Below are 7,448 nucleotides of genomic sequence, written 5' to 3'. Positions count from 1 at the left end.
GCAAAACTAACGGACACCGAGCGAAGTCGAGGTGAAACTTAATAAAATTTGGCTATTGGCAGAATTGCGGATATACACAAAATGAATTATGGACACATTCATATCAAATAGAATGCAAAATTTCAATAGCAGAGGAGCTGGAAGACCCCTGCCGTTAGGCAGGGGAGACCGAAGACAGAAGACTGAAGCATGTAATTTCAAGCCTTCCTTACAAATTTAAGGTCTAAAATAAACTAGAGGGTAGATTAGGAAATGACTGTAATTAAATTGAAAAAAAACAGAGAAGGGCTGATTGTGTTAACTTACACACAGCCCTATTTTTTATGACCGACCTTAATAATTTACCTGATAATCAAAAACTCACCGTCGCTATCGCCGGTGCGGGAGGCTATATCGGTCGCTGGTTGATCAAAGAATACAAACACAAATTTAATTTTGTGGCTTTGAGCAGGCAAAAAGTTGATCAAAACCCATATCCTGAAGTGGAGTGGAGACAGGTCGAACTTTATTCCATTACCTCAACAGTAGAAGCACTTAAAGGAGTAGACGTAGCAATCTATTTGGTCCATTCCATGAATGCTTCCACTAGGCTCAATCAAGGTAGTTTTGAAGATACTGATTTGTTATTAGCGGATAATTTCAGTAGAGCTGCTCAATTCAATGAGGTCAAGCAAATTATCTATCTCGGGGGATTGCTTCCAGATGAACCAGAGGAAAAACTTTCCCGACACTTGAAAAGTCGATTAGAAGTTGAGAAAACCTTGGGTTCGAGAAAAGCTAAACTGACCGCCCTGAGAGCATCAATCATAGTCGGTCCCGGAGGTTCCAGTTTTGATATGATCAAAAATCTAGTCAGAAGACTTCCTGTATTGATGTGTCCTAAATGGACGGAATCACTGACTCAACCCATTTCCTTAAAAGACACCTTAACCATAATTGACAGTTGCATTGGAAACCCCAACGTCTACAGCAAAGCAATTGAAATTGGAAATCCGGAGGTGATGTCTTACCGAAATATGCTGGAACGGACAGCCAAATCAATGGGTAAAAAGCGATTGGTATTTTCGGTTCCGGTTTTTTCTCTCGGACTTTCTAAACTTTGGGTTGGGATCTTTGGAGATAGTCCACCACAACTGGTTTCACCTTTGGTGGAAAGCTTAAGACATACTTTAACGGTTTCCCCTGAGTTGGCTTTCAAAGAAAAAGAAATCGATTATCAATCTTTTGAAAAGGCCTGTGAAGTTGCTCTGACAGAAACTGATTATCCTAAAATGCCAACTTTTTTAAAGACCGAGGTAGTTAAGAATACAGTTCGGTCGATTCAGCGCATGCCAAACACAAACCGTCATTCCGCACTTTGGGTGGCCAATCGGTATAATATTTGGCTTCCCAATTTTTTCAGATTTCTAATCAATGGGAAGGTGGCACCAAATGGGGATCTTGGATTTTATTTGCTGTGGGGTCAAAAGCCAATGCTTCTATTGACCATGATTCCTGACCGAAGTGATCATGAAAGGCAACTATTTTACATCTCTGGGGGTTGGTTGGTCAAGCGTTTTGATTACGGATGGTTGGAGTTCAGAGAAGTACTCGACAGCCGATACATCATTTCTGCCATTCATGAATTCGTCCCAAGATTACCTTGGTTCGTATATGTAAATACCCAAGCGAAGTTGCACCTTTGGGTAATGAATCGTTTCAAAAAATATCTGGAAAAGAAAGGATAGAAAATTGATCGGGGATTCATTAGTTAATAAGAAGCCAAACGAGATTATTGAAATCAAGAGAATTATGAAAAATTTAATTTTTAGAAACGGAGATAAACTTCCAATCCTTGGTTTAGGAACATGGAAAAGTAAACCCGGTGAAGTGAGACAGGCGGTGTACTGGGCAATTGAAGCAGGCTACCGACATATTGATTGCGCAGCCATTTACCAAAATGAACGCGAAGTTGGGCAAGGTATCGCAGATGCGATGTCTGATGGTTTGGTCAAACGAAAAGAATTATTTGTGACTTCCAAACTTTGGAACGACAGCCATCGGTATGAAGATGTAAAACCTGCACTCGAAAAGACGCTGAGTGATCTAAGGTTGGATGTTTTGGATTTGTACCTCGTCCACTGGCCAATTGCCTTCAAGTCTGGAGTAGGTTTTGCCACACATCGAGAGGAGTTTTATACCTACAATGATGTTCCTTTGTCTCAAACATGGGAAGCTATGCAGGAGCAGAAGACTTCCGGTTTGGTCAAACATATTGGAGTATCAAATTTCAATCAAAAAAAGTTAAAGGAAATCCTCGATTTCGGAGGAGAAGCCCCTGAAATGAATCAAATAGAATTGCATCCATTTTTACCACAACAAAATCTGGTAAAATTCTGCACTGAAAATGGAATTCTGTTGACGGCCTATTCACCACTTGGTTCTCCGGATTCCCGGTCAGATAGACACAAAAACGATCCAAGTTTGCTTGAAAACCCAACCGTAGCCGAACTAGCTCAAAAACATGGCGTGAGTGTAGGTCAAATACTAATTGCTTGGTCTATTGCAAGAGGCATTGCTGTGATTCCCAAATCTGTAAATCAAGGTCGGATTATTGACAATTTGAAGGCTGCTGATTTGCAATTGGATCAAAGCGATATGGATGCCTTAGCAAAAATTGGGGTAGCACATCGTTTTGTTGATGGAAGTTTTTTTACGGGACCTCAAAGTCCGTACAAGTTGGCAGATCTGTGGGATAGTTAATTGAAAAATATAGTTATACGTTTTTCTGCTTCTAGGGGAATTTTATAACTCTTTTGGGCCGGATGTCGGGTGTCCGATGTCCGATGTCTGATGAAGTCCAACATTTGGTGTTTTCAGATAATTTTAAGTCTGTAAAAATGCTTCTGTCAAAGTAGCGTACATACATTGAAGAAAATAACCTCGGCCAGAAAAGGTCGAGGTTTCTTTTAATCTTCTTTTTCCAATTTTTCAAGAATTTCAGAAAGCTGATCCATGTCTTTTAGTCCGGGTTTGATTTCATCACTTCCACTAAGGGAAATTCCAATAATCCCGAGCTCATCTACCAGTTTCTGAACATTTTCAGGATTGATGCCTGTGCCAAGTAATACGCGGCAGTTTTTTGCCAATTTCTTAATTACCTCTAGATCGTCCTGCGATAAAACTTCTTCCAAAGAGACAATATGAAAAATGATTCCTGACTCGGCCAGCATATTTGAAACCTCAGGCTCAATTTGCCTGACCTCTTCCAGATTCATTTTATATAGTAAAGTATAGCCCTTGCCAACAAAAGCTTTTAGTGGTTCAATTCGGTCATATTCAATTCCGTTGATGGCAGGGTAATTCTTGAGAATTTCAAGAATAGCAGGATTGGTTTCATGGGAAAATTCTCCAACAAAGTCCACACCGGATACCCAGCCGCTGATTTCTTTGAATTGCTCCGGACTGATATAGTTTTGGGCTGTTCTATCTAGGTTAAATCCTAGCAAGTCCACATACATCCCCGCTCCATATCTGGCATCGGTAAGGTTTGTGACGCTGTTTATTTTTACAAAAGTTGTTAGTGCCATGATTGTATTTGAATGAATCGCTAAGGTAAGCAGGGCTTTTTTCCCAGAAAAGTAAATGAGCAGCATCTAAAAAAACCTAAATTTTTATCCCGAGCGAAAAAATGAATGTATTTTTAATTTTTAATTTTAAGTATGCTAAAACCTTTACCAATTCTTGCAATTGCCCTTATCGTGCTATTTTCTGCATGTGATCAGGAAAAAGAAGTGCCTAGCTTGGAACTGGAGCAAGACTACCAGCCTTTGGGACTTGGTTTCTTTTGGATATATGAGGTAGATGAGACCATTTTTTTTGGTGAAAATGACTCCGAAACCAAGAAGTTTTTCTATCGAGATAGAATTCGGACCTCGTATTTGAATGCACAAAATGAAATAACTTTTATTGTGGAAAGGTCTAAATCCTCTAACCGTCAGAATTGGGCCTTGGAACTGGAATACACCATGATTTACAGAGACAATATTCTACTTAGAACTATAAATAATGAATCGATAGTTGCTTTGGTTTTCCCTCCAAATGTTGGTCGGATTTGGAATGGTAAAGTCTACCAAGCAGAAGGCAATGATGATTTTGAAATTGTCCGAGTTGATCCACCAATGATTCCTGGTTTTGAAAGTATCACTGCAGTGCGAGTTAATCAAGAGGACTTGGATGATAAAATCACTATTCGAGATATTCGATATGATGTTTTTGGGAAAGGTGTTGGTCTAATTGAACAATATGCGGAAGTGATCACTTATTGTTCAAGGAATGATTGCATAGGTCAGCAATTGATTAATGGAGGGCGCAAAACTCATTTGAAATTAGTAGGATATGAGACAAATTAAATTTGGATTTGGACTTTTAATTTTGATGTTAGTTGGCTTTGTATCAAAGGCTCAAGATCGCTATGCGGTATATTTTAAATACAAGCCTCAAACAACCCTTTCGCTTCAAAATCCCCAGCAATTTTTAACACAAAAAGCACTGCAAAGAAGAAGTCGAGAGGGTATTCAGGCTGATAGTTTGGATTTACCTGTATCTGGCAAATACCTCAGTGAGGTGTCAAAAATTGCAAATTACATGCTGTATTCAAGCAAATGGATGAATGCAGCGATTTTGGTAACAAATGCGGCTGGAGTAGCAGAATTGAAATCTTTGCCTTTTGTAGAGAAAGTTGAATTGGTAGCAAAGAATTTTTTACCTAATCCGGGGGCAAGAATCCAATATAAAGTTTACGCTTCTGTGACCTTAGAAACTAACTGTGAAAGCCCTAAGCTGAACACTCGAGAGTTGAATATATCGAACAATAATTATGACTTTCAAAACCAATTGATTGGCATTGACAAAATGCATGCAGAAGGTTTCACTGGAAAAGGCGTAACAATTGCGGTTTTTGATGCGGGATTTCCTGGGACGAATACAGCTTCTCCTTTTGCTCATTTATTCACGAAAAATCAGATTGTCGGACAGCGAGATTTTGTAAGGCCATGGAACTCGGGAGTTTTCATGGATAATCAACATGGTACAAATGTACTATCCTTGATTGCAGCTAATGAACCTTCAAAACTCGTTTCTGGTGCCTTTGATTCAAATTACATTTTGGTGATTACCGAAGAAGTGGCCACCGAATATCGAGTGGAAGAATTCAACTGGGTTCGTGGCGCGGAATATGCCGATAGTCTGGGTGTAGATATTATCAATAGTTCGGTTGGTTATTGGGATTTTGATGATCCTTCGATGGATTATACAGTAAAAGACTTGGACGGGAAAACCGCTGTAATTACAAAAGGGGCTACTATAGCAGCCCAAAAAGGGATCTTGATTGTAAACAGTGTGGGAAATTACGGCAATAGAGGAGTGTCTAGTCTCGTAGCCCCAGCAGATGCAAAAGGAATTCTTTCTGTTGGTTCTGTAAATTCAGATTTATCCCGATCTGGTTTTAGTTCTCAAGGACCAACAGGTGATGGAAGATTGAAGCCTGAATTAGTGGCATTCGGAGGATCTCCTGTCTTGGTCCGATCTAACGGCACAGTAGGTGCGTCCACCGGCACTTCATTCTCAGCCCCACAGATTACCGCTTTGGCTGCTGGACTATGGCAAGCCAAACCTGAGTGGAAAAAAGATGAATTGATTGAGAATTTACTTCGCAGCGCAACCCAATATAAAAATCCGGACAACCTATTGGGATATGGCATTCCAAACTTTTTTCAAGCATTATATGGAGAGATTCTTTCCGTGGAGGAAGATGTTGAAATTGAATGGAAGGTATATCCAAATCCTTTGGTGTCTGATGAGGTTTCGATTCACTTTGGAACCGGACTGCAAAGTACCTTCGAGTTGATTGATATGACTGGAAAGACTTTAATCAATGCAGAATTGTCACGAAGCAGCGCAAAGTTGCCCTACCAAGTGCAACTCAATGGAATAAAGGCTGGTTTGTATCTGATTCAAATGAGAGAAGGTGCCTATATCAAGCAAACCAAATTATTAAGGCGGTGATTGTTCTCATGTTTGAGAAAAATTTCATTTGATTTGTGAAATTAAAAACCACGCTATGCCCACTTTAATTGCCCCTTCAATTCTTGCCGCTGATTTTGCAAATCTCCAAAAGGAGGTGGAAATGCTGAATTCCTCCGAAGCGGATTTTATTCATGTGGACATTATGGATGGGGTTTTCGTGCCGAATATTTCTTTCGGAATCCCTGTGACTGAGGCAATTTACAAGCATGCTCGAAAGCCACTTGACGTTCATTTGATGATAGTCAATCCGGATAATTACCTGGAGTCTATTCGGAATGCCGGGGCCGAAATTATATCTGTTCATTATGAGGCTTGTCCTCATTTGCATCGTACGGTGCAGGGTATTCATGCCTTAGGAGCGAAGGCTGGAGTAGCGATCAACCCACACACTTCAATAGTACTTTTAGAAGAAATCATTGGAGATATTGACTTGGTGTGCTTGATGTCAGTCAACCCAGGTTTTGGTGGACAGAAGTTTATTCAAAATACTTACGAAAAGGTTTCAAGACTTAAAGAATTGATTTTGAAAAAAGGATCATCCGCTAAGATTGAAATTGATGGTGGAGTAAACCTAGAAAATGCCCCAAAACTGATCGAAGCAGGTGCTGATATTCTAGTAGCTGGAAGCTTTGTGTTCAGTTCTAAAGATCCTCAGCAAACCATATCTGAACTTAAGTCTTTGTAAGACTTATGATTTAGGCTACCTACCGTTTATCATAAAATACCTTAAAAAGTACTTTTTAACTTGCTTCCTTCCTTGTGGTGCCATTTATTGCAAGTTGTTCTTATTAAAACCACAATGATTATGAAAAAGACTTGGATGTTTTTGCTCCTTTTTGGAGGAATGAGTTTGGCAGGATTTGCTCAAGAAACTGCCGGAGAGGCTGTTACAGATGAAGATCTGAAGAAATTCGCTACTGTAGAGGTGATGACTTCTGAGTTTGTTGATAAAAAGACCGAGGAATTGAAGGATATGATTCTCAACAATGAGGTAATTGATGGAGGGGCGAGATATAATGAAATAAAGGCTGCTTGGGGAGATGCTGACAAAGAGGCTGCAATTAATTTGACAGATGCAGAAAGAGCCGCATATACGGAAATTAAGGAATTTCAGGATTCCCTTCAGAAGATTGTTGTTGAATACAAAACTGAACTGATAAAGGATGATGCAGTGCTAGGTGTCTCTATCTATAATAAAGTAAATGGAGCGATCAAGGAAGATCCCGCTTTGAAAGAAAAATTGGATCAATTGGTAGCCCAGATGAAAGAAAAAGTAGATGGTGCAGTAGAAAAATAAATTAATCTTTCGATTGGCAAAAGATTTGAAGAAGCTTCCTAAAAAAGAGGCTTCTTTTTTTATTTTCACACCATCTTAATCAGTT

7 protein-coding genes are annotated in these 7,448 nt (G+C 39.6%); 6 read left to right on the top strand and 1 reads right to left on the bottom strand.

Features of this window, described 5'->3' with window-relative positions; all coding sequences use genetic code 11:
* Positions 1 to 323: 323 nt before the first annotated feature.
* Complete coding sequence (locus tag ACK4HU_RS02155; RefSeq protein ID WP_409803190.1) at positions 324 to 1,727, top strand: epimerase; 1,404 nt, start codon at positions 324 to 326, stop codon at positions 1,725 to 1,727.
* 64 nt (positions 1,728 to 1,791) lie between these two features.
* Positions 1,792 to 2,742, top strand: coding sequence for an aldo/keto reductase (locus ACK4HU_RS02150; protein ID WP_409803189.1), 951 nt, complete (start codon positions 1,792 to 1,794; stop codon positions 2,740 to 2,742).
* A 206-nt stretch (positions 2,743 to 2,948) separates the two neighbouring features.
* Here the strand turns inward: ACK4HU_RS02150 and ACK4HU_RS02145 are convergent, their stop codons facing one another.
* On the bottom strand, positions 2,949 to 3,569 hold the full coding sequence (locus tag ACK4HU_RS02145; protein WP_409803188.1) for a phosphoribosylanthranilate isomerase: 621 nt from the start codon (positions 3,567 to 3,569) through the stop codon (positions 2,949 to 2,951).
* A gap of 132 nt (positions 3,570 to 3,701) precedes the next feature.
* On the opposite strand from ACK4HU_RS02145, the gene ACK4HU_RS02140 reads away from it, so the two are divergent.
* The 4 genes from ACK4HU_RS02140 (at position 3,702) to ACK4HU_RS02125 (ending at position 7,363) form a co-directional block, all read left to right on the top strand.
* Complete coding sequence (locus ACK4HU_RS02140) at positions 3,702 to 4,391, top strand: hypothetical protein (RefSeq protein WP_409803187.1); 690 nt, start codon at positions 3,702 to 3,704, stop codon at positions 4,389 to 4,391.
* The gene (locus ACK4HU_RS02135; protein WP_409803186.1) at positions 4,378 to 6,045 is read left to right on the top strand and encodes a S8 family serine peptidase; all 1,668 of its coding nucleotides are present in this window, start codon (positions 4,378 to 4,380) and stop codon (positions 6,043 to 6,045) included. The genes ACK4HU_RS02140 and ACK4HU_RS02135 overlap by 14 nt, the downstream gene beginning before the upstream one ends.
* A 55-nt stretch (positions 6,046 to 6,100) precedes the next feature.
* Positions 6,101 to 6,751: a ribulose-phosphate 3-epimerase gene (gene rpe, locus ACK4HU_RS02130; RefSeq protein WP_409803185.1), complete on the top strand. Its 651-nt coding sequence runs from the start codon at positions 6,101 to 6,103 to the stop codon at positions 6,749 to 6,751.
* A 120-nt stretch (positions 6,752 to 6,871) separates the two neighbouring features.
* Complete coding sequence (locus ACK4HU_RS02125) at positions 6,872 to 7,363, top strand: hypothetical protein (protein WP_409803184.1); 492 nt, start codon at positions 6,872 to 6,874, stop codon at positions 7,361 to 7,363.
* Positions 7,364 to 7,448: the final 85 nt, after the last annotated feature.

The sequence above is a fragment of the Algoriphagus sp. genome (assembly GCF_046296635.1).
GTDB lineage: Bacteria > Bacteroidota > Bacteroidia > Cytophagales > Cyclobacteriaceae > Algoriphagus.
Note: the sequence above shows the minus strand (reverse complement) of the source record. Positions and strands in the feature narration are given on the sequence as shown.